This window comes from Marinobacterium sp. BA1 (assembly GCF_041155135.1).
GTDB lineage: Bacteria > Pseudomonadota > Gammaproteobacteria > Pseudomonadales > Balneatricaceae > Marinobacterium > Marinobacterium iners.
Window position 1 is genome coordinate 142,210 of the sequence record NZ_BAAFHC010000001.1, and the last position, 24,469, is coordinate 166,678.

19 protein-coding genes are annotated in these 24,469 nt (G+C 51.9%); 17 read left to right on the top strand and 2 right to left on the bottom strand.

Annotated elements, in window-relative coordinates:
• Nucleotides 1-163 precede the first annotated feature (163 nt).
• From ACAM29_RS00760 to ACAM29_RS00820, 13 genes are all read left to right on the top strand, one after another.
• Nucleotides 164-1,165 carry an Rpn family recombination-promoting nuclease/putative transposase gene (locus ACAM29_RS00760; protein ID WP_369622849.1) on the top strand — a complete coding sequence of 334 codons (1,002 nt, stop codon included), beginning with the start codon at nt 164-166 and terminating at the stop codon, nt 1,163-1,165.
• 33 nt (nt 1,166-1,198) lie between these two features.
• A complete protein-coding gene (locus tag ACAM29_RS00765; protein WP_369622850.1) occupies nt 1,199-1,723 on the top strand; it encodes a hypothetical protein in 525 nt (174 codons plus the stop codon).
• A 57-nt stretch (nt 1,724-1,780) separates the two neighbouring features.
• Nucleotides 1,781-2,035: a hypothetical protein gene (locus ACAM29_RS00770; RefSeq protein WP_369622851.1), complete on the top strand. Its 255-nt coding sequence runs from the start codon at nt 1,781-1,783 to the stop codon at nt 2,033-2,035.
• 246 nt (nt 2,036-2,281) lie between these two features.
• On the top strand, nt 2,282-2,800 hold the full coding sequence (locus ACAM29_RS00775) for a GspH/FimT family pseudopilin (protein ID WP_369622852.1): 519 nt from the start codon (nt 2,282-2,284) through the stop codon (nt 2,798-2,800).
• Nucleotides 2,797-3,249, top strand: coding sequence for a type IV pilus modification protein PilV (gene pilV, locus ACAM29_RS00780; RefSeq protein ID WP_369622853.1), 453 nt, complete (start codon nt 2,797-2,799; stop codon nt 3,247-3,249). The genes ACAM29_RS00775 and pilV overlap by 4 nt, the downstream gene beginning before the upstream one ends.
• A gap of 2 nt (nt 3,250-3,251) precedes the next feature.
• On the top strand, nt 3,252-4,268 hold the full coding sequence (locus tag ACAM29_RS00785; RefSeq protein ID WP_369622854.1) for a PilW family protein: 1,017 nt from the start codon (nt 3,252-3,254) through the stop codon (nt 4,266-4,268).
• Nucleotides 4,265-4,774, top strand: a complete 510-nt coding sequence (locus ACAM29_RS00790) for a PilX N-terminal domain-containing pilus assembly protein (protein WP_369622855.1) — start codon at nt 4,265-4,267, stop codon at nt 4,772-4,774. The genes ACAM29_RS00785 and ACAM29_RS00790 overlap by 4 nt, the downstream gene beginning before the upstream one ends.
• A 10-nt stretch (nt 4,775-4,784) precedes the next feature.
• Nucleotides 4,785-7,874 carry a pilus assembly protein gene (locus ACAM29_RS00795; protein ID WP_369622856.1) on the top strand — a complete coding sequence of 1,030 codons (3,090 nt, stop codon included), beginning with the start codon at nt 4,785-4,787 and terminating at the stop codon, nt 7,872-7,874.
• A 13-nt stretch (nt 7,875-7,887) separates the two neighbouring features.
• Complete coding sequence (locus tag ACAM29_RS00800) at nt 7,888-8,220, top strand: hypothetical protein (RefSeq protein WP_369622857.1); 333 nt, start codon at nt 7,888-7,890, stop codon at nt 8,218-8,220.
• Entirely contained in the window at nt 8,217-8,627 is a 411-nt protein-coding gene (locus ACAM29_RS00805) for a type IV pilin protein (RefSeq protein ID WP_369622858.1), read from the top strand. The genes ACAM29_RS00800 and ACAM29_RS00805 overlap by 4 nt, the downstream gene beginning before the upstream one ends.
• Nucleotides 8,628-8,634: 7 nt before the next feature.
• Nucleotides 8,635-9,951, top strand: coding sequence for a deoxyguanosinetriphosphate triphosphohydrolase (locus tag ACAM29_RS00810; protein ID WP_369622859.1), 1,317 nt, complete (start codon nt 8,635-8,637; stop codon nt 9,949-9,951).
• A gap of 58 nt (nt 9,952-10,009) precedes the next feature.
• Nucleotides 10,010-10,384, top strand: a complete 375-nt coding sequence (locus ACAM29_RS00815; RefSeq protein WP_369622860.1) for a translation initiation factor Sui1 — start codon at nt 10,010-10,012, stop codon at nt 10,382-10,384.
• Nucleotides 10,385-10,403: 19 nt separating this feature from the next.
• Nucleotides 10,404-11,153 (top strand): TIGR02281 family clan AA aspartic protease, encoded by a 750-nt coding sequence (locus ACAM29_RS00820; RefSeq protein ID WP_369622861.1) that lies wholly within the window; start codon nt 10,404-10,406, stop codon nt 11,151-11,153.
• Here ACAM29_RS00820 and ACAM29_RS00825 read toward each other — a convergent pair.
• Nucleotides 11,144-12,106, bottom strand: coding sequence for a methylenetetrahydrofolate reductase (locus ACAM29_RS00825; protein WP_091824742.1), 963 nt, complete (start codon nt 12,104-12,106; stop codon nt 11,144-11,146). The two genes, ACAM29_RS00820 and ACAM29_RS00825, sit on opposite strands and share 10 nt — an antisense overlap.
• Before the next feature lie 102 nt (nt 12,107-12,208).
• On the opposite strand from ACAM29_RS00825, the gene ACAM29_RS00830 reads away from it, so the two are divergent.
• Nucleotides 12,209-12,769, top strand: coding sequence for a DUF1285 domain-containing protein (locus tag ACAM29_RS00830; protein WP_369622862.1), 561 nt, complete (start codon nt 12,209-12,211; stop codon nt 12,767-12,769).
• Nucleotides 12,770-12,772: 3 nt separating this feature from the next.
• On the opposite strand, the gene ACAM29_RS00835 is transcribed toward ACAM29_RS00830, so the two are convergent.
• Nucleotides 12,773-14,110, bottom strand: coding sequence for a magnesium transporter (locus ACAM29_RS00835; RefSeq protein ID WP_369622863.1), 1,338 nt, complete (start codon nt 14,108-14,110; stop codon nt 12,773-12,775).
• Nucleotides 14,111-14,333: 223 nt separating this feature from the next.
• Here ACAM29_RS00835 and ACAM29_RS00840 point away from each other — a divergent pair, with 223 nt between their 5' ends.
• Genes ACAM29_RS00840 through ACAM29_RS00850 form a run of 3 tightly spaced genes read left to right on the top strand, consistent with a single transcriptional unit; the run spans nt 14,334 to nt 24,463 of the window.
• The gene (locus ACAM29_RS00840) at nt 14,334-15,890 is read left to right on the top strand and encodes a TolC family protein (protein WP_369622864.1); all 1,557 of its coding nucleotides are present in this window, start codon (nt 14,334-14,336) and stop codon (nt 15,888-15,890) included.
• Entirely contained in the window at nt 15,890-16,630 is a 741-nt protein-coding gene (locus tag ACAM29_RS00845) for an efflux RND transporter periplasmic adaptor subunit (protein ID WP_369622865.1), read from the top strand. The genes ACAM29_RS00840 and ACAM29_RS00845 overlap by 1 nt, the downstream gene beginning before the upstream one ends.
• 48 nt (nt 16,631-16,678) lie before the next feature.
• Entirely contained in the window at nt 16,679-24,463 is a 7,785-nt protein-coding gene (locus ACAM29_RS00850; protein WP_369622866.1) for a DUF4347 domain-containing protein, read from the top strand.
• Nucleotides 24,464-24,469 lie beyond the last annotated feature (6 nt).

The window sequence follows — 24,469 nt, forward strand, 5'->3', positions numbered from 1 at the left end:
CACTTGAACGTTGATTAGTTTAACGTATTTCGACCCGAATTGGAGACCAAGGCTTGTAGAGGACAAAGATATGTTGGCCGAGAGCCTTGAGGTGCTGTTGGGTAAGCATTGAGCCGTGTTGGGCTGATATCAATCGACTGCACAGTGGTAAACAGGAGTAACCATGGCAAGTCAGCACCACGATACCGGGTACAAAGAGGTTTTTAGCTACCCTGAGTTCGTTCAGCAGTTGGTCGAGGGCTTTTTTCCGCCCGAAATTTCACGGATTATGGACTTCAGTACCCTGAAGAACCACAGCGGCAACTACATCACGCCCTTGTTTGAAGAGAAGTTTGAAGATGTCGTCTGGTCGGTCGAGGTCAGCTGGGACGGCATCACCCAGCGGGTCTATCTGTACATCCTGCTGGAGTTTCAATCGCAGGTGGATCAGACCATGCCGATCCGGCTGATGCACTACGTTGCCTGTTTTTACGATCACCTGCTGAAGCACAAGGAGGCAACACCCACGCAAGGGCTGCCCCCTGTGCTGCCGATTGTGTTGTATAACGGTTCGCAGCGTTGGACGGCCAAACAGGATATCTATGACCTGGTTCAACCGGAACCACCGGCTTTTCTGCGGGTCTATCAGCCGCATTTGCGCTACTATCTGGTGGATGAGGGGCGTTATTCAGACGCAGAGCTCGGGCTGAAAACGACGCCCCTGAGTGGAATGTTCAGTGTCGAGAACGCAGGCGATAGTTGGGCATCGCTGCAGCGTGCTGTTGACCGCGTTGTCGCGATCATTCAGGCTGACCCACACAAGGACCGCACCGACCGGATAGTTACCCGTTGGATCAAGCGTCACCTGAAGCGCCTGGGCGCGGATGTGCATCTGGATCAGCTCAACAGTTTGGTAGAGGACAAAGACATGTTGGCCGAAAATTTAGAGAATCTGGTCAAGAAAGAGCGCCTGCAGGGCGAGCAGGCCGGGATCCAGCGTGGTCGGCAAGAAGGTCGTCTTGAAGGTCGCCGTGAAACACTGGTTGCCTTGATTGAGTTGAAGTTCGGCCCGTTACCTGGCTGGGCTGCACAGCGAATCCATCATGCAGAGTCCGATCAGTTGGATGCTTGGACAAAAGGCATTCTTGCAGCCGAGAGCCTTGAGGTACTGTTGGGTAAGCATTGAGTCGCCGATCTTGAGAAGCCAGGGAGCGAGGCCATGTTACAGCCAGTTACTGCAGCCGCCATTGCGGTCGCACTGATACTCACGACTCAGCAAGCCGCTGCACAGGTATACAGCTGCACCGTCGGCGACCGCAAAGTCTACCAAAGCACTCCCTGTGAGGCAGGCGGCAGGCCGGTTGAGCTTTATGTTCCAGCGCCTGCAGATAAGCCCGCCAATCATACGCTGGATGATCATACTCAGCGATATATCCAGCGACGTGAACATAAAGCCCGTGAATCAGAGCGAATAGTTGATCAGCGTGCCCGTGAGGCTGTTGCTTCGCGAGAGGCAAAAGAGCGCGAACAAGCCAGAAAAGATCGCATCACCTCAGCTAAATTCAACCGTGAGGTGATTATCGGGATGACCGAAAGCGACGTGCGTGATGCCTGGGGCCGTCCTCTGGAAATTAATCGTTCACAGCACAAGTCTGGTGAGTATCGTGAGCAGTGGGTATATAAGCGCGATGGAAAGCGTCAGTACGTGTACCTTGTTAACGGTAAGGTGGCAGGGCGGAACTGAACCGGCTGCAAAATGCTATACTCGGGTTTGTATGGCAGTCACACAAGGAGTGGGTAAGTGTTTCATGCAAGGTTGTGCTTCGAAGATGGTCATGAAGCCAACGTCAACCTGGCGGCGCGTCCCTTGGTTGGAGAGTTTGTTGTGTTTGAAAATGACCGTTATCGCGTAAAAGATGTTTCGCACCACGCTGTTCAGGCTGGCGGAGTAGATGAAGAGCCCATGGTTGTCATCAAGGTAGGCATCGGGCGCAAAGGTTCTCACCGTCATGTGCTTGAGCGCTCGCCTCGTGGCTTTTATACGGGGTCTGACTAGCATGCTCTTGCTTCTGATCAATATATAACCGGTAATGCATCAGTTGAACTTGCTATTTGGTCTTTATGTTGCTTTATTGTGGACAGGAAGGCTGTTGAAGCACGATAGAGGTTGCAACGGTGAATCTTCAGGACCGACGGAGTAGTCCATGTCGGCGGGTTTTCTTCCCTGCCTTGGCTGCTGCTGTGTAAGCCTGTCGGTTCTCTGCCATAATGAGCGTATGTCGGCGCTTAAAGGAGATATAGCGTGGAGTCCGAATACTCATTGAATGTACGTCGCACGCTTGATGCAGGGTTTTCTCTGGTCGAGGTGATGGTGACGGTCGCAGTTCTCGCGATCATCCTCGCAATTGGCATTCCCAGCTTTCAAAGTTTCTTCGAAAACAGTCGTCTCAACCGTGCCAATGATGACTTCATTGCTGCCGTGAATCTTGCACGATCTGAAGCAATCACTCGTGAGTTACCGGCCGGTGGGGGGGTTGTGCTGTGTGAGCGAAACGCTGCCGGTACGGCCTGCAGTGGGGACGCTGCTTGGGCTGATGGGCTAATGGTGCTTGAGATGGATGCGGGAGGAAATGTGCTGCAGGTTATTCGTGCCTGGGACCCGGTCGCGACTGCAGCTGTAGCGGCAGGTGCGAATCAAATCACCTTTTCGCGTGATGGCCGGGCGGACCCTGCTGTTGGCTTTTCAGTAAATGTGCACGGTGAGTCACAAAATTATTGCCTCAGGCCAACAGGGTCGGTGTTTAAAGGAGGGTGCCCATGAAGAATCGGATGAGGCGACAATCGTATACACCTATTGCAAAGCAATCGGGTTTCAATATTGTTGAGGTGATTATCGCAATGCTGATTATCACCATCGGGTTACTGGGATTGCTGTCCATGCAGGTATACACGCTTAAGGGCAATCAAAGTTCCTACCTGCGATCACAAGCTACTATTCTGGCTTACGAGTTGGCTGATGCCATGCGGGCACAACGCTTTGAAGCGCTCGACGGTGACTTCGATGATGGTGCAGGTGGGTATCGTACCAACTGGGATGCGCGTTTGGCCGCTACCCTTGGTGGTGGTGCGGCAGCGAACGTTGTACGAAATGATAATGCGGTTCAAATTACCATCAACTGGAACGATCAGCGCGGTGAGGTGGTGGATGATGCTGGAGATGCCAGCGATGATGCGGACGTTGGTTCCTTGACTTTCCAAACGGACATTTAAGTATGCAGCACAAGCCTTTAAAACAGCCCAAAGCGCAGGCGGGTATGAGCCTGGTAGAGCTGATGATAGCTCTTGTGATTGGTCTGCTTATTTTGATGGGGGTCTTGACGGTGTACCTCAGTGGTGCCCGCACGGCGGCAACAACTGAGGCCTTGTCTCGTGTGCAGGAAAGTGGACGTTTTGGCATTTTCTTTTTGTCGCGGGATATCCGCCAGGCAGGCTTTAAATCGGCTTGCCAAGGTGAGGTAAACAACCTGCTTGATGAAGGCAGCGCTGCTTATGATGACACCCTGTTTGATCTGAATGATCCCATTGTTGGCTGGGATGATTCAGCAGGTACACTTGCGGCAGCTCTGCCTGAGTACGTGAGAGGTGATGTGCTGATGTTGAAGAGTGCATCTACTGTTTCTGGTGTGACGGCGAGTGGTAATACACCCGCAAATGCTGCGGCTATCTCACTTGATGGGCCCAGTGGTATTGAAGCAGGTACTATAATGTTTGTAGGAGACTCGCAAGGCTGTGACCTGTTTCAAAAAGGCAATAATGCAAACGCACAAAGCATTCAAAGACCAGCGAGCGGTACCCCGGGCAACAAAAATCCTAATACAGAATGGAGTCATGCTTATGATGACTCTATGCAGATTTTCCTGTTTCAAAGTACAGCCTATTACATTGGTAATGGCATAGACGGCCAGCCAGCGCTTCGCCGTGCGAGCTTTAACACAGGCGCTGCGGTCGATGAAGAACTGGTTAACGGTATTGAAGACATGCAGCTGCTATACGGTGAAGATACTGATGGTAACCAAACGGCAGACCGCTATGTGGCAGCAGGTGCTGTAGCCGACTGGGATGATGTTGTGGCTGTTCAAGTGAATCTGCTTGCCTCAAGTCTTTCAACAAATGTCATTGATGAGGCTCAGGCATTACCAGTACCTTGGGATGCACTGGCTGACCCAGGCGACGGCCGCCTCAGAAGGGTCTTCACGACAAATGTAGGAATCAGGAACCGGTTGCCATGAGAGAAATCAGGCCAATTCAAAGAATGCGGGGTGCAACATTGGTTGTTGCGCTGATCATGCTGATTTTGATAGCCATCATAGGATTTGGGGCCATGCAAACAACAACCATGGAAGAGAAGATGTCAGGCAACCTGCGTGATAAAAATATTTCCTTTCAGGCGGCAGAAGCTGGCTTGAGAGAGCGCGAGGCTTGGCTGCGGGGATTGAGCACGGCACCTCCTATTGCAGGGTGGTTAACCAAGTCTGGCGACTTGGATTTGACCTTGGGTTTTCCGTTTGGTGCTGTGGCCATGGAATATGGTGATGAGGGTGTTCAAGATATGCAAAATGTATCGTCCGATCCTGTCATGGTAATGGAAGAGATGGAGTTTCTCCCAGATGACCTGGTAACTGGTTTTGATGTGCGCAAAGGGCGTGATTTTTACAGGGTTATTTCTGAGGGGCGTGGTCAAACTGTCAACTCGACGACTGTATTAGAGACTACTTATGCTAAACGCTTTAATTAAGGTGACTAATATGAAATGGCCAAATATTTCTGTAGGAATGCTGTTTTTTATTTTATTTAGTCCGTCGGTTCTTGCTGTTAATAATCTTTCAATACCCAATGAGCCTCTGACCGTTTTGTCTTCACGCGTAGATCCCAATGTTATGATGGTTGTTGATAACTCCGGCAGCATGAATAATGTTATTTGGCATGAGGATTATGACCCAACCACTATACCCAACTCTGACTATACAGCGGGTAATGATTGGGTATATCGCAATAATAACGGTAGTTGGTATTATATTAATAACCGAAGTGATTATACGCTTAGCAACATTCGTAGAGAAAGTGGATGGTATGTATTTGCTTTTTATAATGGGAGCTTTAATCAAGTAAGGGTTAAGTTGCCTGATCCTGTTGGTGGTAGAAGTAGCCGCTACAACGGGCATTACATTAAATGGGTTTTGGATGACTTTGCAACAACCTACTCGACTGATTTAGAATCTGTTTTGCCCAATGAGTATAGGATGGAAGTTGCTAAAACTGTTGCCAAGTCAATCGTTGATGATGTTGAAGATGTACGTTTTGGTATAACAAAGTTTTACAACTCACAGGGTGGTAAAATTGTAGCTGAATGTGGGGCGGGTACATCAACGCTTCATAATGCTATTGATGATCTTGATAGTGAAACCTGGACACCACTTTCAGAAACTTATTATGAAGTCACACGTTACTTCAGAGGTTTGCGCGGAATATGGGGTGATCGACCATATTTTAGATCACCCATACAGTATCGCTGTCAGAAAAACTTTACGGTTATTATAACCGATGGTGAGCCTACGGAAGATGGTTTTGAAAGCAAAAATATATCCGGTGATACAATAGTGGGAATACCAAAAGTACTCCCTGATTGGAATAATGATGGCTCAAGCCTTTACTTGGATGACATTGCCGAGTTTGCTTGGGAGCTGGATATGAAAACATCGGGTAATGACAATGCAGGTGTGAGCTATAATGATCCTGAATTCTTGCGCCAAAATATGTACACATATACGGTAGGTTTTGCGCTTGATCACCCTTTACTGAAGGCTTCAGCTGAAGCAGGTAATGGTCGCTATTACACAGCTAACAATGCAGAGCAGCTAACAGCCGTACTTAAGAGTGCACTCGCTGATATTTCTGATAAAGTCCTCAGTTCTGCTGCGTCCGCATCGACCCAAGGCACATTAACACAGGATACGGTCTCAATATTTCCCGAATACAATAGCCAGTATTGGTCAGGCAATCTGAGTGCTTATAGGTATGATATAGACCCTTCAAGTAATACTTATTTGCAACTGGTTCCAGCCTGGACGAATGCGGCTGACCTGATCCCGGGCTGGAATTCACGTCGAATTATATACAATCGAGGTAACGAGGGACGTGCTTTCCGCTGGAATGTTCTCAATACTGAAGAGCGTGACTTGCTTGAAAATAATGAAAATGTTCTCAAGTACATACGTGGCGACCGCTCACTGGAAGGGGTTGCAGTACATAATTTTCGTGAAAGGCGCTCGGTATTGGGAGATATTGTATATTCAGCGCCAAAATATGTAGGAGCACCAGCGTTCCGCTACCCTAATGATTTGGAGGCGGATAACTATTCAGATTTTAAAGAGTCTAATAAAAATCGGGATGAAATGATCTACGTAGGTGCAAATGACGGGATGCTGCATGCGTTTGATGTAAATACTGGTGTTGAACGCTTTGCTTTTATTCCTTCTAACCTGATGGGTCAGCTTTCTCAATTGACTAAGCAAACGTATGAGCATCGATTTTATGTTGATGGAAGTCCGACAGTGGTTGATGCCTATGTAGGCAATAGTTGGAAGTCTGTGTTGGTGTCAGGGCTAAATCGGGGCGGTCAGTCCGTGTTTGCGTTGGATGTAACAAATCCTTCAAATTTGAACGAAGCAAATGCCAATAATGTTTTTATGTGGGAATTTACTGACCCTGATTTGGGGTACACCTACAGTCAGCCTGCAATTATAAAACTTAGTACTGGCACGTGGGCCGCTGTCTTTGGTAATGGTTATAACAATACAGATAGCGATTTTGATAGTAAGGTCAGCAGCACAGGTAATGCGGTTTTATATGTTGTTGACCTCGCTACAGGTGCGTTGATCAAAAAAATTGATACGGGCATTGGATTTGACGATGATCCAACTAATAATGAAAGGCCTAATGGCCTGGCTACGGTGGCACCTGTAGACATTGATAACGATAATATTGCTGACTATGTTTATGCGGGTGACCTCTTTGGTAATTTATGGAAGTTTGATTTAACATCTGATAATACTAGTCAGTGGGATGTGGCTTATACACAAGGCCAGAATAAATTGCCGTTGTTTACTGCTTGTCATGGTAATACTTGTACTTCATCCAATCGGCAGCCGATTACTGTTCGCCCTACAGTTTCTCGCCATCCTAAAGGAGGTTTCCTGGTTTTCTTCGGTACTGGCAAATATTTGGAAACAGTTGATAAAACAGCCGGTAGTACAGATGGTCAAAGTTTCTACGCGGTATGGGATAAAAATGAGGGTAGTAACAGTGATCGTGTAAGCAGTAGAAGCTCTATGCGCGAACAGAGCGTGCTTTATGAAGGTGTGCAGACTTATGGGTCTGAAACCTATACGTTGCGTACAACAAGCAAGCATGAGCCAAATTGGTCAAGCCACAGAGGTTGGTATATGGACCTGCCGACAACGCGAGAGCGCTCAACCCGTAATCCGATATTGCGTAACGGTAAGATTATATTTACCACATTGATTCCGCTGATCCAGGAGGATCCGTGCAAAAGTGAGTCTGAGGGCTGGTTGATGGAGCTTGATGCTGTCACAGGCAGTGCTTTGTCGTATTCAGTCTTTGATCTTAACAAGGATAGTCGTTTCGATGGGCTTGATGTTGTTCCTGGCGGACGAGGTGTGCCCAGCGGCATGAAGTTTAATCAGGAAATAGTTGAACCGACTATTATCGCGATTGATGAAAATACAGAGCTCAAAGTTATCAATAAAGATACAGTAATCACTGAAAATCCGGGTACAGGTGCTCTTGGTCGCCAAAGCTGGCGAGAACATTATTGAAAGGGTCTTTAGCATGCTGAATATTAATAAGTCAGTCTGGATTGGGCTTACAATGGTTGTTGCTATGACAGCCCATGCCGAGAAGGTGACTTCGTCGGGTGGGCCTGAGGAAGAAGGCTCTGGTATAGTTGAAAGCGTTGATACAGGTACACGGATTATTACCATTGACGGTTCTCATTTTCAGATTCATTTGACTACGAAGGTGGGGCAGATCGTCTCGTGGCCAGGTAAATACATCGAGACTGATGCTTCTTCTCTTAGAGTGGGTGATCAAGTGTTCTTTGACGCAGACTTTTCAAAACCGGAGCCCTATAAACTTGAGTACATACATCGGTTGATTAAATGATGAAAACGAAAGGCTTCACCCTGATCGAGCTTATGATTGTAGTCGCGATAGTCGGGATATTGGCAGCCATTGCCTATCCTGCATATCAGCGCTACGTCGAAGACTCGCGACGTTCCGATGCACGGGCTAATCTTGTGCAGTTGGCCCAGTTTATGGAACGGTACTACACAGCAAACGGTCGGTATGTTGATGCTGCAGCCAATGCGCCTGTGTTGCCCTTTAATGAGGCACCAAGGGATGGCAATACCAAGTTCTATGATTTGCAGCTGCAAAATGTGGATGCACAGAACTACACTTTGCAAGCCGTTCCCAAGGGAATCATGGCAGGTGACCGCTGTGGGACCCTGTCCGTGAATCAGGCCGGGGTGAAGGCAGTTACATCAGGAAGTGTCGACGATTGCTGGTAATCCTGTGATGCAATGGGCGCAGTTGTTAACAACCCAGCGCTACGGTCATGCAGAGCTGACGCCCGATGAAGTCGGGCGTTCGCATTTCCATAAAGACCATGATCGGATCATTTTTTCAAGCGCCTTCCGTCGTCTTGGCCGCAAGACGCAGGTACATCCTTTTGCCCTCAACGACCATATTCATACCCGCCTGACGCACTCGATGGAGGTCGGCAGCCTTGGCCGTAGCCTGGGTATCCGAGTAGGTGAGCTGATAGCGGATGAGTTGCCTCCTTGGGTTACTCCGCATGACTTGGGCATGATCGTCCAGTCGGCCTGCCTGGCGCATGATATTGGTAACCCGCCTTTCGGCCATGCCGGTGAATATGCCATTCGTGACTGGTTCAGTCGCCATCAGGATGACCAGCGTTTAGAGCCTCTGTCTGAGCTTGAGCAGATGGACCTGCAGGTGTTTGAAGGTAATGCACAGGGCTTCAGGGTGGTCACACGCATTGAAAACCATCTATTTGATGGCGGGCTGCGTTTAACCTTCCCGACGTTGGGCACGCTATTGAAGTACCCTTGGGAAGTGGAGCATGCAGGCCGGCGAGGCAAGTTCAGTGTGTTCTGCTCTGAACATGAAATTCTGAATGCCTTGGGGCGTGACCTTGGTTTGGTTTCTCAGGGGGAGGGACGCTGGTGCCGCCACCCTTTGGCCTACCTGTTGGAAGCAGCGGACGATATCTGCTATGCCATCCTTGATCTCGAAGATGCCATAGAGTTACATATTCTCAGTTTTGAAGATGTAAAACAGATTCTATTGCTGTTGTGTGGCGATCTTGAATTTGATGATGCCATCTTTGCGTCTCAGGCATCAGCCCGTCGCAAGATTTCTGCCTTACGGGGTAAGGCAATGGAGAATATGGTCAACTCGGTAGTGCAGGTGTTTGTACAGCGGTATGAGGCGATCATGACGGGTGCGTACAGCGGTGAATTATTGTTGGATGGTGACCCTTTGGTGCGGGAGGGGATCAGCACCGCCAAACGTGTGGCGCGTGAGCGGGTGTTCCCCGATACGCGCAAGGCGGAACTTGAAGTGGGCGCTTATACAACACTGGGCATTCTGTTGGATGCATTCATGGAATCGGTGTATGAGCAAAACTGCAAAGGCCGTGGCGGGTTGGGGTATCGCAGCCAGAAGATTATCAGTTTGATGGGCATACATGCCCCTGAGGCTGATTGGCCGCTTTACGATAGCTACCGCAGAGCACTGGATTTTATCTCAGGCATGACTGATAACTATGCGAGTTATCTTGCCCGCCAAATTGGTGGGGTTGGGCTTTAAGCGCCATAATAGAGTTTGGTTTTTAGATCAGAATCAGTATTCAGGGTATTAGTACGCTATGGCTAGTTTACGTGACCAACTCGGTGGCTTGGTATATTCAACTGAAAGTGGTCAGCACTGTCCGGATTGTGGCGAGGCGAAAGGGCAATGCAGGTGTGACGAGCTGAGCGAAGCTGAACGTTTGGCTACACTTGATGGCGTGGTCCGGATTCGTCGCGAAACAAAAGGGCGTAAGGGTAAGGGGGTTACGACTATCAGTGGTGTACCGCTTACCAGTGCAGAGTTAAAAGTGTTGGCCAAACGACTGAAGCAGCGTTGCGGTACAGGCGGGGCGATAAAAGAGGGGGTGATCGAAATTCAGGGCGATCATCGTGAAGTGTTGAGGCAGGCTTTGGAAGCTGAAGGCTACAAGGTGAAACTTTCAGGCGGCTGATAGTCAGGAGAGTACAGGGATGAAAAAGTGTATTTTTTTATTGGGTATGTGTCTTTCAGCTCAGCCAGTTTTTGCTGAGGTTTATCACTACGTCAATGAAGACGGACGCAAAATTTATGTGGACCGGAAGAGTCAGATACCTCCACAGTACCGTGATGACATTGTGGTGAAACAAAGCCGTCAGGTGAATAACAAAGTGGAAACTGCCCAGCTGCCAAGTGCTGATGGTACAGGTGATGAGTCAATTGAAAGTCAGATTGATTCGATGCGTGCATACATGCGTCAGCTGGAAACTTCGGTTGAAATCAAGGGTAATAGTGTGATGGTGCCTGTCAAGGTGACGGTTGGGCGCCGGAATACCACCTTGAGTCTGATTCTCGATACTGGCGCGACCTCTACGATTATTCACGATGATGCGTTACGTGGGCTTGGCGTAGGGACAAGCAAGGGCGGAAGGGCACAGGTTGCCGGCGGGGCGATGATTGAAACTCGAAAGGTGACACTTGACCGGTTTGAAGTGGGCCCTTACAAGTTGCAGTCGGTCTCTGCCAGTGTTATCGAACATGAGCAGCCTGGTCGATATGATGGTCTGCTGGGAATGGATTTTCTCCGTTCGGTAAAATACGACATTGATTTTGAGCGTGCAGTGGTTATTTGGGAAAGAGATAAATACGATACGGCGCGTCGGAATTTGGAGAAGCTACAGGCGCGATTGGAAGAGTCACAAACCACGTCTGTAGCTAAACAGGATGAGCCTACTCAGCCCTGAGCCAGGTGCCGTTCGGCCAGTCGCAGGTCGAGGGTAGCCTTGAGCAACTGATACAGCTGGATTGAGGCGTCAATTTCGGCTTTGCGGTTGGTCAGGCTTTCAATATTCAACCCCAACGGCAGGCCCAGCGGCAGGCAGGCATCCAGAATCTGTTCCAGGTTGTTCTGGCAGATACGTATCGATTCCGCCAGCGGCTTTTCCGCATCCAGAATGCGGTAGCGGGTGGCTTCTGGAACCGATATGCCCAGCCACTGCATAAACTCCAGCGTTTTGGCACTGCCGCAGGGGGTGAATGTCAGAATGATCCGCTGTGGTGTAAGGCCCTTTTCCTTGCAGCTGCGGGCATAGGAGGTGAGCAGGTCGATGGTGGCCTGTGCATTGTATACAGCCTGCGATACAAAAAATTCACAGCCGTTACTCATCTTGCCCAGCAGGCGTTCGTGCTCGTTGCCTTTTACCGCGTGGCGTTCGGCGATGGTCACACCGCCCAGATGAAACGGGTGCTGGTGTTCCTGCAGGGCGGTGTAGGCCTCGCTCAGTGACAGCTTGATGTCGCCTTCAGATGAGGGGCTGCCCACCAGTACTAGGTTGCGCACACCGTACTCATTCCAGCTTTGTTCCAGCCAGTGTTCAAAATCGGCGCGGTCACGTTGGGCAACGCTTTTGTAGGTGATGATCGGTTTGCCGCTTTTCTGGCTGAGCAGGCGTGAATAGTCACGCGGGTCACGGGTTTCCATGTAGGGAAAGGGGCGCGGCGTGTCAATGCGGCTGCTCTCGTCCTGGATGTCGTAGACGATCAGGCCGTCATACTCCAGTGTGTCCAGCCTGGCCAGCAGGCGTTCGGCGATCTCCTGCATCTGCATCTCCTCGGTGCTGGCCTTGGGTGGGGTGGTGCCCACAAAACAGACGCTGCGGTGAGGGTCGGCAAATTTATGTTGCAGGGTATCGCTCATGGTGGCTTTCCATTATCCGGTTGGTCTTGATTGTTTTGTGAATTATATTCATTTTAGTGAAGAGGATGATGAAATCTTCTGCAGACTCTGTGAGGCATCTTCATGAGTACAACGTTTGACCCCGCGCAGCTGAGCTCGCAACTGAAAGGCGAGGCTGAGATTCCGCCGCTGGAAAAGTGGAACCCGGCGTTCTGTGGCGATCTTGATATGCGAATCGCGGCGGATGGGCGCTGGTTTTACGAGGGTTCTCCCATTGGGCGCGAGGCGATGGTCAGGATGTTTGCGCGTGTGCTCTGGCGGGAGGGGGATAAGTATTTTCTGAAAACACCGGTCGAGAAAGTCGGCATACAGGTGGATGATGTGCCTTTTTGGGTCACCCAGGTGGAGCATCAAGTGGGAGATGACGGGCCGGAGTTGATCTTTACCACGTCCACTGGCGACCGGGTACGGGCCGATGCTGAACATCCGATACGGGTCGAGACCGATCCGAAAACCGGCGAGCCCTCACCTTATCTGATGATTCGCTTTGGCATGGAGGGCAAGCTGGCGCGCAATCTGTTTTATCAGTTGGTGGAGCGGGCTCGCATGATAGAGCATGGGCATAGTGCCGAACTGGTGCTGGACAGTGCCGGTGAGGTGTTCAGTCTGGGCAAGCTGTCGTAGCGGTTACAACAGCAGCAGCGTTCCCAGTCCCAGAAAAGCCACAAAGCCCACCACGTCGGTCACGGTGGTCAGGATGACCGAGCCTGACAGGGCCGGGTCGATCTTGAAGCGTTCGAGTACCACCGGGATCAGGACACCCGAGAGCGCGGCAGCGGCGATGTTGATCACAATCGCCAGCGCAATGACGACACCAATGGCGGCGCTGCTGAACCACAGCGATGCTACCACCCCTATGACCAGTGCCCACAGCACACCGTTCAGGCCGCCTACACTGAGCTCCTTTTTCAGCAGTGGCATCATGTTGGCGGTGGTGATCTGCCCCAGTGCCAGGCCGCGAATGATCAATGTCAGCGTCTGGCTACCGGCGATGCCGCCCATTGAAGCCACGACAGGCATCAGTACGGCCAGGGCCACGATCTGCTCCAGCGTGCCTTCAAACAGGCCAATGGTCCAGGAGGCCAGAAAAGCAGTGAGCAGGTTGATGCCCAGCCAGGTTGCGCGGCGGCGTGAACTGCGCATTACCGGCGCAAAAAGGTCTTCTTCCTCATTAAGGCCCGCTGTAGCCATCAACTGGGCTTCGTAGGTTTCATGCAGAATTTCTGTGCTCAGGCGCTGCGGCATGCGACCCAACAGCAGGCCGTTGTCACCCACCACCGGCAGTGCGGCTACGGCCGCCAGTTCAAAGCGGTCGGCGGCCTCTTTTAGCTCGGTTTCGGCCTGAAGTGGCTCCAGATCAGAATCGCACAGCTCTGTCAGCGGCAGGTGTGAGGCCGCGCTGAACAGGGCTGTGATCGGAACCGCACCGGTATAGCGGCCAGTTCGATCCACCAGCCAGAGGTGTTCGGTATATTCGGGCACCGCACGCCGCAGCAGTCGTTGAGCATCTCGTACGCGGCTGTTATGCGGCAGTATCAGCAGTTCATGGTCAACATAGCGCCCAATGGCGTTGTCGTCGTAACGGGCGCTCTGTTCGTAATGCGTGCGCTGTTTGTCATCCATGCGTGCCAGCGCGATATCCACCACCTCTTCAGGCAGAGACTCGGCCAGCTCTATCAGCGTTTCGGCATCCAGGTCCGAAATCAGTTGATCCAGAGTGGCACTGTCAAAGTGACGCAGCAGACTCTCGCGTGCCTCGCCACGCATGGCGACCAGTACATCTGCATGCAGCTCTGCCGGTACATGCTCCCAGGCATGCTGACGTGCATCCAGTGGCAGTGATTCCAGCAGCAGCGCGATTTGATCCGGTTCCAGCGCTTCAAATGACTCAGGCAGAGGCTGTCCGCCGGGGTTGTCATCGTGGCGGATCATCTGGTCTATGTGCTGGCTGATGTCGTCACTCATGGGGCGTAAGCCTTCTTTCTATGCGCAGGAAACTCATGCGGATCTTAACCTGATTGCTTCTGTTTGGGTAATCGGCGCTGATTTCGGGGTGGTTTGGGTGGTTTTTGATCTGTCGCAAAAAAATAACAAACAGATGTCAGCTTTGGTCAGCTTTCCACTTTGTATATCTGCTATAAAAACAAACACTCGTTTTCTTCAGCTCGGCGTAAAGGACAGACGTATAATGTTTAAAAAGACTCTGCTAGCCACTTCACTTGCTCTGGCCATCACTGGCTGTTCTGTTACACCGAACAGCATTTCAACTGATCAGCTTGCGACAACTGCCCAATCGGACCTTGAGTTGCTGACCCAGGACGTGGCTGTTGAAAGCGCTATTTCTCTTGATGAAGCAATCGCTCGGGCTGTTGTAAATAATCGCGATAGAAAGCTGAAAGCACTGGAAGCGGCTTTGGCTCAGGGCCAAATTGATCTGGTTTCACACGAGATGCTGCCCAGTCTGACTGCATCGGCAGGGTATTCCAAGCGTGATGAATATGCAGCCTCGCAGAGCGCTACCCTTGATCCCGTTACCGGCGAACTGACGCCTGCAAGTGGCAGTTACTCTGTGTCCCAGGATAAAGAAAGGGGCACGTATGATGTGGCCTTTGCCTGGAATGTGCTCGATTTTGGTCTTTCCTATGTTCGTGCGGGGCAGCATGCCGACCGCTATCTGATCAGCAAAGAGCGTGAGCGTAAGGTTCTGCATAACATCACGCAGGATGTTCGCGCAGCATACTGGCGTGCGGTGTCTGCTGAGCGTCTCCTTGGCAAAATCAATCCGTTGATTAATGAAGCCTCCGGTGCCCTGCGAGACTCACAGAAGGTTGAAAGCCAGCGCTTGCTGCCGCCGTTGGAGGCACTGTATTACCAGCGCGAGCTGCTTGATGTTCTGCGTGCCCTGCAGTCTTTGCGCCAGGACTTGATGGGTGCAAAAACCGAACTGGCAGGTCTGATGGGCCTCAAGCCAGGCACGCAGTTTGACCTGGCCGATGTTCAGGCACCCGACTTCACTGTGCCTCAGCTGTCAATGCCAGTGTACAAAATGGAAGAGCTTGCCCTGCAGCAGCGTCCTGAGCTGATTGAAACCCATTACCAGAAGCGTATATCGGCGGCCGAGGCTCGTGCAGCCATCATCGACATGCTTCCGGGAATCAACCTGACTGCGGGTGTTTACAACGACAGCAGTGACTATGTGCTGCATCAGGACTGGACCAGTTTTGGCGCACAAATAAGCTGGAATCTGTTTGATGTGTTCAAAGTGGGTGCCGAGCGCCGCATGGCCAAAACCCGTGAAGCGCTCGCGGAAGAGCAGCGTTTGGCTGCTTCGATGGCTGTTTTGACTCAGGTTCACTTGGCACGCATTCGTTACCAGGAAGCGATGAAAAGCTTTGATCTTGCCGGGGACTACTTGAGCGTAGCTGAACGTATCGGTGATCAAACACGCAATGCTGCCCAGCTGAAACGTACTTCGAAACTTGACCTCATTCGCGAGTCACTGAATACCCTGCTGGCTGAACTGCGGCGTGATGTGGCCTATGCCGACCTGCAGAACAGCTATGGCCGCATGTACGTCAGCATGGGCATGGATTTGCTGCCGGAGGACTACGCTACTTACTCGTTGGAGTCACTGAGCCAGCAGATCGGGGAGCGCTTCAGTGCGTGGCAGTCCGAGCAGCCTGAAACGGGTGCTCAGGTGTCCGCTGAAACGGAAAGCGACACCTCTGAAGATAAGGTGATTTGATGCGAGTAAAGCTGTCAACGGGTGTTGTTGCCACCTGTTTGACTTGGCTGCTGTCACCCCTTGCGGCAGCTCAGACCTTCGAAGCGCGGGCCGTAATCACGGCTCCGCATCGAGCTATTTTGTCCGGTGAGCTGGCTGCCCGCGTTGCCAGCTTGCCTTTCAAGGTGGGAGAACGATTCTCCAAAGGCGATGTAGTCGTGGGGCTGGACTGTGCTTTGTATGAAGCTCAAAAGTCCAGGGTAGCGGCAGAGGTCAGAGCGGCGCGTATCAAGCGCGACAATGCACGTGAATTAAGTGCATTGAACTCCATTGGTGAAATGGACGTGGCGCTTGCGCAGTCTGAGTACGCTCAGGCACTTGCCGAATTGAAAATTGCTGATTTGAATACAGACCGATGCGAAATCAGAGCGCCATGGGATGGTCGTGTTGTCAGCGTGTTGACACGGGCGCATGAAAACATTCGCCAGCAGCAAGAGTTAATTGAAGTGGTCGCGGATCAGCAGCTGGAGGCAGAGGTGGTTGTACCTGCTGCCTGGTTGACGTGGCTTGAGGCCGGAATGTCGGTCCACTTCAGTATTGATGAGCCGCCTGTGAGTGCAGAAGGCGCGATCGCGGCGGTCAGTCCAGCAATTGATGCGGTCAGCCAAACCGTCCTGCTGCGAGTCTCGTTGCAGGATAATCCAAATCTAATTCCGGGAATGAGTGCAACCGCTGTATTTGCTGCACCTGTATCTCAATAAAAAATACCGGCGACACTTTGTCGGCCCCGTCCATGAAGGGATAAAAACATGAACAAGCAGAACTCAAGCCCAGTCCGCTTTCGTCGTAAACCCCTGATTACTGCGCTGGAACCGCGCATCCTCCTTGATGGTGCGGCGGTCGCAACGACGGCTGAAATGACAACGGATGTAGCGTTTCAGGATGAGGCAGTACACAGTGAGTCGGCCGAGCAGAGTGTCCATTTTGCAGCTCCGGCACCCACGTCGAGTGACAGTGGCAATCGTCGCGAAGTGGCATTTGTTGATAAAGGGGTAGAAGACTATCAGGCGTTGGTTGAAGGGCTTGGTGACGATGTCGAAGTCTTTTTGCTTGATGCTGACCAAAACGGTCTGGAGCAAATGCTAGCCACCCTGCAGGGAGAAAGCGGTATTGATGCCATTCACCTGTACAGCCATGGTGATGTCGGTACCTTGCAGCTGGGCACGGTTACGCTTGATGAAAGCAATCTGAGTGACAACGCGCAACTGCTTGCTGAGCTTGGGCAAAGTCTTTCAGAAGATGGTGACTTGATGCTGTACGGCTGCTCGGTCGGTGCAGACAGCGAAGGCCAGGCGTTTATTGATCAAATTGCTGAGCTGACTGACGCTGATGTGGCGGCTTCAACTGACCTGACGGGGGCGCAGGAGCAAGGTGGTGATTGGGAGCTGGAAGCCAGTGCTGGTGCAATCGAGACTACAAGCCAGGCCGTTGACGGTTACAGCCATATATTGACCATTGCAGGCTGGTCCGACCAAACCTATACCGAACAGCAAGGTGAAATATCCTTGGGGAATGGCGTCACACTCAGCAATGGCGACAACTATGGTACAGGCTATGTTCGGTTTGAAGTGACCGGTGGCAAGCAAGTTGAGGATATTCTGCGGCTGAACAGCTCGAATAGCCCGACAGTTAAAGACCAGGTGTCGGTGCAGGGCAGCACTGTCTATATCGGCCAGGGGGCCGGTAATGCCTTGCTTAAAATTGGCACAATTGACAACTTCCATAACGGACAGGGTGGTCGGGCACTTCAGATCAATTTTGACAATGCCACGATTCCGGGCACCAACCCAGTTACCAACGGTGACTTCTCGCGCCCGTTTAACGAAGGTTGGAACGCCTATACCTCTCATGTGAACCTGGGATCTACCACCATTACGTTCAGCAATGGAAAAACCTGGGTAATTCCTGAGCCGGGTTCACAATACTACCCGTCCCAAACACCTGGCCGTGATGACAATGACCGTCATCCTTCAAGCACCACCTATGGCACCTATGACAACGGTATTGTACAGATCAGTGGTAACCGCCTGCGTCTTGAGGAAACAAGCCTGACGACTACCGGGTATGGTGTGGTGCATGGCCCTGCAGCGTATAGCGACTCTTTTGCTGCAAGTACCGGCATGGTGCTGCAGTTCGATTGGGAAGCCAATAATATCAACGATGACTACCATGTTGTTGCTTACCTCATGAATGTGGATACGGGCGCTGCGCAGCTGGTGTTTGCAGACTGGGGTACCCGTGGCGCCGGTACTGAGTTTGTATCAGTGCCCGCAGATGGCAATTACAGCTTTGTGTTTGTGTCAGGCACGTTTGATAAAACAGGCGGTACGGCAGCTGGCGCTTCAATGTATATCGACAATATCAGGGTAGAAGAGGCCGCTGTTACAGACGAGGTACTGTCGAACCTGGCGCTTCAGGTGATGTACCAAAACACCTCAGATAATCCAACAACTTCCAAGACGGTTACGCTTTCAACACGTAACATTAACGGCGTGACCGAAAGTGACACCATGGCGTTGACCGTAACGCCGGTAAACGACCCGTCTTCACTGGCAGGTGATGCACAGTTGCCGACCATTCTGGAAGATCAGGCCATCAACGACGGGCGTACGGTATCCCAGCTGTTCGGCTCGTTGTTCTCGGATGTTGATAACGGTGACACCCTTGGTGGCGTGTTTATCACTTCCAATCCGCTCGCGGGTGACGCCACCGATGGTGTGTGGGAGTACCAGGTAGCGGGAAGCTCGACTTGGCACGACATTGGAACCGTGAGTGAAACCGACGCGCTCTTGCTGGCAGCCGATACGCGTATTCGCTTCAACCCTGCCGCTGATTACAACGGAACCCCGGATGCCCTGAGCCTGAAAGGTGTCGACCAGACCCGGGCAGGGCAAGGCGCCGGCACAACCGATGGCAGCCGCGTGACATACGATACCACTCAGGCAACCCCTGAAGATGGTCTGAGTTCGCAGACACGTACACTGTCCATATCGGTTACGTCGGTGAACGATATTCCTGTTTTCGACAGTACGGAAAACAGCACCAGCCTGACAGAAACCAGCGATGTTGATGCTGTCATTGGAGATTTGACAGTTCAGCCAGGTGATGTACTGACAGGCCAGTTGCAGGTTAGTGATATCGAAACCGATGCAGCTTTACTGGCACTGGTGATTCGAGGTGGTACTGAAACATCGGCAGGTGTTTGGGAGCTGTCAGGTCGCTATGGCACCCTGGTACTGGATACCAACAACAGCAATACCTGGACCTATACGCCGGACAAGTGGGATGCAATCAACGCCTTGCGCGAAGGCCAGGTTGTCACTGATACGTTCCAGTTCAAGGTCAGTGATGGCGATGGTGGGGTTGCGCTGCAGGACTTCACCATCACTCTTAACGGCGTGAATGATACGCCCCTGCTTGTGAATGCATTGCCCGGGCAAAGCTTCACCGGTGATGGAACCTGGACTTGGCAGGTGCCGGCCAACACCTTTACAGACGCCGAAGGTACAGGGCTAACGTACAGTGCATGGGTAACTGAAGTTGATGGCGTTCCGGTAACACCTTATGAGGTCACAGGTGTTAACACGGCTGACGGCAGTGCAACTGACTGGCTCACTTTTGATGCGGTCTCGCGTACACTGAGCGGTGATCCTAGTGCCACATGGGCAGACAAGGATCTGACCATTGAGATTCGTGCCAATGACGGTGCAGCTCAAGCGACAAGCGCCTTTACGCTGGCGTTGACTGACACGGCCAATAATCAGGCCCCTGTTGTTGTCAATGAGATGAACTGGGCATCGATTGATGCGCAGGCAGCGCCGTGGACGCTGCAGGTTCCGGTTGATACGTTTGCAGATACCGATAGCCCTGATGGGTTGAGTTATTCCGCCTTTATCATCGATCCGGTAACAGGTGTTGCAACCGCTATTGATGGCAGTCAAGCGCCAGGTCTTGTATTTGATGCCAATAACGGCCAGTTGTCAGGAAGTGGTGTGATTCAGGATCGGATTATCAGGATTGTTGCCACAGACGATAAGCAGCTAGGTTACTCCCAGGCCAGTGCGTCTACTGAATTCCAGCTGACAGTTTACAACTCGGGTGACAGCACACCGGCAGTTACTGCAACTCCAAACGCCTCAGGTGTGACGGGTTTGCTCATTGATGGCGCCGGTGAGGGTAGCTATACACTGCCAGCCAATGCTTTTGATATTGAAGCGCCGGCAAACAGCACCGTTACCTATGCAGCTGAACCGACTGGCGGCGGAAGCCTGCCAAGCTGGCTGATTTTTGACACTGCAACCGGAACCTTCTCGGGCAACCCGCCAGACGGTACTGCCGATCTTGACATCGTCGTCACGGCAACGGTTGATGATGGAGTTTCTCCCGTAACGTCCGATCCCTTGGCCTTGACGCTGCAAGTTGCCAACCCGAATGACCCTATCGTACTGGCAACGGCGCCGTTGGATGACCAGACGATAACCGCTGGTACTCAGCTTGGTCTGACGTTTGCGGCACCCTTTAGCGACCCTGACGGTGTGTTAACCGGTTATGAGACCAATACCGGCGTGCCGCGCGTGGATGGTATTGACTACGAAGCGGTGATTGTTGATGAGAATGGTGATGAAACACCGGCTTCCGACTTCGGCCTGACACTGGCTCAGGACGGTACGGGCAACCTGACCTTGAACGGTAACCCGCCGGGTGGTTATGCCTATCTCAACATTGTGATCAAAGGCACTGAAGTTGATGGTGGCAGCACTAAAGCAACATCTTTCACGCTTTACCTGAATGATGCTAATGCTAATGATGACCAGGATGTGGCCGCTTACAGCGCCAACGATGCCGGTGTGGTCACTGTTACGGGTACGGCCACCCAAGGACACACGCTCACAGCCTCCACCGCTGATAATAATGGCCTGACAGGTACACCGAGTTACCAGTGGCAGGTTTCATCTGATAACGGCGCTACCTGGCAGGATATTGCACGTCCGGAATCGCAGGCCGCGACACTGCAGCTGACACAAGCCGAAGCGGGCAAACAGGTACGCGTGCAGTCGTTCTACACCGATGACAGTGGCGTTTTTGAAAGCCCGGTGTCAGATGCGATTGCTGTGGCTGACCTTGATGATGCGGGTGTCATATCCGTTTCCGGTCCTCAGACCGTTGGCGGCATTCTGTCTTCTACACTCACTGACGCAGACGGCCTCACTGATGCAGATCCGCAGTACCAGTGGCAGGTGTCAACCAATGGTGGCTCAACCTGGACCAACATTTCAGGAGCAACCTACAGCACCTATCAGGTGACCGCCAACGAAGGTGGGCATCAAGTCAGGGTGCAGGCATCCTACACGGATGATATGGGTAACAATGAAACGGTAACGTCTGAAGGCAAAGCGATTCAGTTGGGTGCTGTTGCTCCGGTTGCGGTCAATGACACAAACGAGATTACCGAAGCCGGTGGCGTTGACAACGCAACGCCTTCCACAGCGCCGGTATCCGGCAATGTGCTGACCAATGACTCGGATCAGAACAGTGGCGATACACTGACGATTGCAACGCTGAGAACAGGTAACCTGGAAGGGTTTGGCGTTGAAGCAACTCATTCGGGCAACTTCACGCTCAGCGGCTCCTACGGCCAAATCGTGATGGATGAGAGCGGCAATTACACCTATACCCTTGATGAGACCAATGCGGCAGTGCAGGCTTTGGCATCAGGCGATACGCTGACTGAGTACTTCAACTACTCCGTCAAGGACTCAACCGATCTGTTTGATCAGGCTGTGCTGTCGATCACGATTCGCGGGTCCAATGATGCACCGGTAGTGGACACGCCCACAGCAGATGAAACGGATGAAGCTGTGGATGGTTCTGCACAGGATATTCTGGTAACCGGCAGTCTCCGTTTCGATGATGTCGATACCGATGATCTGATTGATGTCCTCTCCAGCAGCAATAACGATATGGTCTGGAGTGATGGCACCTTGCCTTCAGGGCTGGCGAGTGCTCTTTGGGCCGGGTTAAGCTTGTCAGGAACCGATCTGAGTGCGCCAGGTAGTGTGGACTGGACGTTCAGCGTGTCGGGTGTGGATCTGGACTTCCTGTCAGTAAATGAAACGATCACGTTCAGTTATGACGTCACCGTAACGGATGCGTTGGGCGCGACCGATACGACTACACTGAACTTTGTCATTAATGGCACAAATGATGCTCCGACCATTCAGGTCACTCAGGCGTCAGACTTCACCGAAGACGGTGATGCTTCGGCGCAATCGTTGACGCAGAGCGGAACCGTAACATTTGATGATGCGGACACGAATGACCGGATTGCAATCAGCTCAAACGTTAAAGATGATGTGGTCTGGAGCCATGGCACGCTGTCATCATCGCTGGCTACCCAGCTGAAAGATGGCTTGTCGGTTACGGGTACGGGTCTTAACGCCCCGGGCAATGTCGGTTGGAACTATGATGTTTCCGCTGTAAGCCTGGATTTCCTGGCAGAAGGTGAAACGATCACGTTCAGCTACGATATCGTTGCGACAGACCTGACCGGTACAGCGACTTCTCAAACATTGCTGTTCACGATCCGCGGGACTAACGACCTGCCTGAGATTCAGGTTACGAAAGCCTCTGACTTTGTTGAAAGCGGAGATGCCAGTGCGCAGAGCCTCTCCCAATCCGGCAGCGTATTCTTCAATGATGTTGATACCAACGACCGGCTCAGAATCGACAGCAGCAGTAATCGTGATATGTCCTGGAGCGGAGGTACGCTTGACGCAGGGCTTTCCAATCGCCTTTGGAGCGGTTTGGCGGTCAAGGGAACGGGTCTGGCAGGACAGGGCTCGGTTGCATGGAACTATAACGTATCGGCGGCTGATCTCGACTTCCTGGCGGCTGGAGAAACCATCCGGTTCAGTTACAGGATCACTGTTACTGACTCATCGGGTGGAGCCTCATCCGACACCCTGACCTTTACCATCCACGGAACAAATGATGCGCCTGTCGTAAACGTGTCTTCTGCAGCTGACTTCATTGAAGCGACAGATGCCGAGAACCAGTTGTTGGCGCAAACGGGCACTGTGACCTTTAGTGACGCAGACAAAAACAACGTGCTCATCAACGTTAATTATGATGCGAACAATGATATTGTCTGGGTACGCAATGATGGGTCGGAAGTTGCAGAACTGCCTGCAGGTTTGGCAGCTCAGCTGACAAGCGCCTTCAGCACCGGTGTTAAGGGTGCGGCCAATAATGGTCAGATTGCCTGGGAGTTTGACGCCGGTACACTTGATTTGGACTTCCTCAATGAAGGCGATCGGATCACGTTCAGTTACACAGTCACTGCGACAGACGAGCGAGGTGCCAGCCACTCTGATCAACTGACGTTTACGATTGTAGGAACCAACGATACACCTGAAGTAACCTTTGTTGAGCTGACGCGCGAAGAAACTACGGTTCAGATGGGTGAAGAGTATCAGCTCGATATCAGCGTACTCTTCGATGACAAGGACAGCACACTCAGTCGAGAGCGGACCAGCCTTGAGATCCAGGGCTTACCTGATGGTCTTGTGTACGACAGCGTGACGGGCATCATCAGCGGTGCAGCGCAGCAGTCTGGTATCTTTAACATCATACTGACTGCGACTGACGCAGAAGGTGCTTTTGTTCAGCGGACGTTCGAGCTGACCGTAACGGCTGTCATTACGGACGACGGTAACACCAATGACAAGGGTGATAGCTCTGAGCCACCTGCACCAGAAAACGATACACAGTCCATCGATACAGGCTTCACTTCCATGCCGACAGGTCTTGTCAGTAATGGAGGCAGTTCTGATCCGACGGGTGACAGCGGGTTCATGAAGGGCAACACCGAGGGCTTTGTGGCAGGTGGTACTGGCACCGGTGAGGCAGAAGGTACCGCGGGAGACAATGGTGCACCACAACAGGAACAGCCATCGGGAGACACCGGCGAAGAAAGGATTGTACTGTCTGAAACAGGGGCTTTGGTCACTGAAACCCGCACGGCGGATGGCAGAATCAACCTGAAAGCCTCGGTTGATGTTGTTGTTACCGATTCGGGTGAAGTGATCTTCAGCGATGCACAGAAAGAAGCATTCGGTGTTGTGTCGCTGGCGGTAGCGAGTATCAGTCAAACGGCTGATTCCGAGATTGTTATTGATATCGAAGATACAAGCCCCAACGCCGCAAGCCAGGTGTACAGTGGCACGTTGGGTGATGGTACGCGCCTGCCTGACTGGATCAGCCTTGATCCTGCCACGGGTACAGTCACCATCAACAATGCGCCCGTGGGTCAGAAAGAAGTGATTATCCGCGTGCAGGCGATTGGTGCGGATGGTCAGGTTCGTGTGCTTGAGCTCAAACTGGATCTGGAAGAGCTGCTGAAAAAACTGAAAGAAACGCAGCCTGATGTCGAGCCGGAAGTCAGCTTTGTTCCCTTGTCGGAGCAGTTGGAAACCGAACTGGTAGCCCGTGATCAGTATGGAGCAAGGCTTATGGCGCTACTACAGTCTGTCTAAGGAGAC

What these genes read in the sequence shown, in the direction of transcription:
- ACAM29_RS00760 (WP_369622849.1), top strand. Translation starts at nt 164, where the DNA reads ATGGCAAGTCAGCACCACGATACCGGGTACAAAGAGGTTTTTAGCTAC.
- ACAM29_RS00765 (WP_369622850.1), top strand. Translation starts at nt 1,199, where the DNA reads ATGTTACAGCCAGTTACTGCAGCCGCCATTGCGGTCGCACTGATACTC.
- pilV (WP_369622853.1), top strand. Translation starts at nt 2,797, where the DNA reads ATGAAGAATCGGATGAGGCGACAATCGTATACACCTATTGCAAAGCAA.
- ACAM29_RS00785 (WP_369622854.1), top strand. Translation starts at nt 3,252, where the DNA reads ATGCAGCACAAGCCTTTAAAACAGCCCAAAGCGCAGGCGGGTATGAGC.
- ACAM29_RS00790 (WP_369622855.1), top strand. Translation starts at nt 4,265, where the DNA reads ATGAGAGAAATCAGGCCAATTCAAAGAATGCGGGGTGCAACATTGGTT.
- ACAM29_RS00795 (WP_369622856.1), top strand. Translation starts at nt 4,785, where the DNA reads ATGAAATGGCCAAATATTTCTGTAGGAATGCTGTTTTTTATTTTATTT.
- ACAM29_RS00800 (WP_369622857.1), top strand. Translation starts at nt 7,888, where the DNA reads ATGCTGAATATTAATAAGTCAGTCTGGATTGGGCTTACAATGGTTGTT.
- ACAM29_RS00805 (WP_369622858.1), top strand. Translation starts at nt 8,217, where the DNA reads ATGATGAAAACGAAAGGCTTCACCCTGATCGAGCTTATGATTGTAGTC.
- ACAM29_RS00810 (WP_369622859.1), top strand. Translation starts at nt 8,635, where the DNA reads ATGCAATGGGCGCAGTTGTTAACAACCCAGCGCTACGGTCATGCAGAG.
- ACAM29_RS00815 (WP_369622860.1), top strand. Translation starts at nt 10,010, where the DNA reads ATGGCTAGTTTACGTGACCAACTCGGTGGCTTGGTATATTCAACTGAA.
- ACAM29_RS00820 (WP_369622861.1), top strand. Translation starts at nt 10,404, where the DNA reads ATGAAAAAGTGTATTTTTTTATTGGGTATGTGTCTTTCAGCTCAGCCA.
- ACAM29_RS00825 (WP_091824742.1), bottom strand. Translation starts at nt 12,106, where the DNA reads ATGAGCGATACCCTGCAACATAAATTTGCCGACCCTCACCGCAGCGTC.
- ACAM29_RS00830 (WP_369622862.1), top strand. Translation starts at nt 12,209, where the DNA reads ATGAGTACAACGTTTGACCCCGCGCAGCTGAGCTCGCAACTGAAAGGC.
- ACAM29_RS00835 (WP_369622863.1), bottom strand. Translation starts at nt 14,110, where the DNA reads ATGAGTGACGACATCAGCCAGCACATAGACCAGATGATCCGCCACGAT.
- ACAM29_RS00840 (WP_369622864.1), top strand. Translation starts at nt 14,334, where the DNA reads ATGTTTAAAAAGACTCTGCTAGCCACTTCACTTGCTCTGGCCATCACT.
- ACAM29_RS00845 (WP_369622865.1), top strand. Translation starts at nt 15,890, where the DNA reads ATGCGAGTAAAGCTGTCAACGGGTGTTGTTGCCACCTGTTTGACTTGG.
- ACAM29_RS00850 (WP_369622866.1), top strand. Translation starts at nt 16,679, where the DNA reads ATGAACAAGCAGAACTCAAGCCCAGTCCGCTTTCGTCGTAAACCCCTG.